The following is a 1,599-nucleotide window of genomic DNA, read 5'->3' as shown; positions in this document are numbered from 1 at the left end:
ACTAGCAGCTGCCGTTTGTTCAGTCGTTGCTGACTTAGCGGCCTTAGTTGACGTCGCTGAGTCTGACGTTGCTTCTGATGAAGCAGCCACGGTTACGACTGGTGCGGCTGAATCAGAACTAAAGGCCACTTGCATCTCTGATGCAGGTGTCGTTGCCTTCGCTGCGGCATGCTTAGCCGGCGTCTGACGTTGTGGCATCGCTGCCCCAGCGCGCTTCACAATCTTTCGAGCCACATCTGACGTTGTGGTCACACCACGTGCTTCTGTTGACTTCTTGCTTTGTAGCAAACTAGACAAGACGGGAATTTTTGTCTCAGCGGTAATATCACTTTGCTTCTTAACGGCGTGCTTAATAGCATCCATGTGTGCGACCCCACTCACACCCATAGCACCTGCGACTGCTGCAATCACACCTGCTTTTGTCTTTTTATTCATATACCTTTTCCTAACCTACAAAATACACTCTCTTACTTACATCAAGTATATGACGAATATCATTTTTAGTGAAGCCCTATTTCCGAGGTTTGGGATTCAACTTAAAGCCATAAAAGGTACTACCCTTGTATGTTTGCTTGGCCAACTTCCCTACTGCCGTATAATCTTTACCCCGTTTTGATTTAGCCGCAAAACTAACTTCTTCGCCAGCCAATAGTTTCGCGAGCTCGTCATCCGTAAATTTATGCCCGCTCCATTCTTTGGCAAACGTGATTTCTTCACCATTGAAGGTGCCAGTTGTTTTCTCGCTAACCTTGCGCACGGGCTTGGGTTTTGGCGCCCCCAATGTTGCTTGCAATGCCTCGGCGTTCGCCACCATAATCGGCATATCATGATCAACCACTTGTGTCACTGATTCCAGCAACTTGTCCATCGTCATTTTAAATTCGCCCACTTCGTCCATCATTTCAAACAGACGCTTGGTAATCTTCGGCGACGCAATCCAAGTCCCTTTCACCATGACCGCTGACACATTACCCGTTTCCGTTAGTGTCAACTTACCACGAGCCTCACGCAACATCGCTTTTTGACCCTTACCCATGTCGGATAACGTCGACACACGTGTCGCTCCAGTACCAACATTATGCTTTTCCAAGTACGCCATAATCCACTTCGTCGTGGGTTGCTGTGGCTTCTTGTTGGCGCCTTCATGAATGTACGGATCCGCCATTGGTCCCAACACGCCCGCATTTTCATCCTCATCGTCATCATCAACGCGTGTGGCGGCAAATGAATCATACACCAACTTAAAATTCAGTTGAATTGGCACATTGAACGCTGTTTTAAAACTTGGGTAATCGGCCAAGTCGGCCGTCACGTGGTCATACACGTAATCTTCCGCCAGCATCGCCAAGTAGTTCTTCGCCAGAACTTCATAAATCGCCATCGCACTGTCGCCGTACTTTTTCAGACTTTGTACATCAGCTGGCACATTGACACCCGGCCGGTTCGCCCCGTGGGATCCTTGTGGCTTCACGTGCGTTGACCGTGGTTGCCGGTGTGTCAACAAGCTCGTATCAACCCCCACCAACTTGGCAATCCGGTCGACCAACGGGAGCAGTTCATTGAATTGCTCCGGGGTAACCGTCTTGTCTTCGGTACGGG

At 49.4% G+C, this 1,599-nt stretch carries 2 protein-coding genes; both read right to left on the bottom strand.

What is annotated here, in order from left to right:
* Positions 1-435, bottom strand: a 435-nt coding sequence (locus WEIDD23_RS13670) for a hypothetical protein (protein WP_197458851.1), incomplete at its 3' end; no start/stop codon positions are given.
* Positions 436-511: 76 nt separating this feature from the next.
* A partial coding sequence (locus WEIDD23_RS08145; RefSeq protein WP_242865474.1) for a DNA topoisomerase occupies positions 512-1,599 on the bottom strand: 1,088 nt, incomplete at its 5' end.

This window comes from Weissella sp. DD23 (assembly GCF_001579105.1).
Lineage (GTDB): Bacteria > Bacillota > Bacilli > Lactobacillales > Lactobacillaceae > Weissella > Weissella cibaria.
This window is presented reverse-complemented; position numbering and strand designations above follow the sequence as displayed.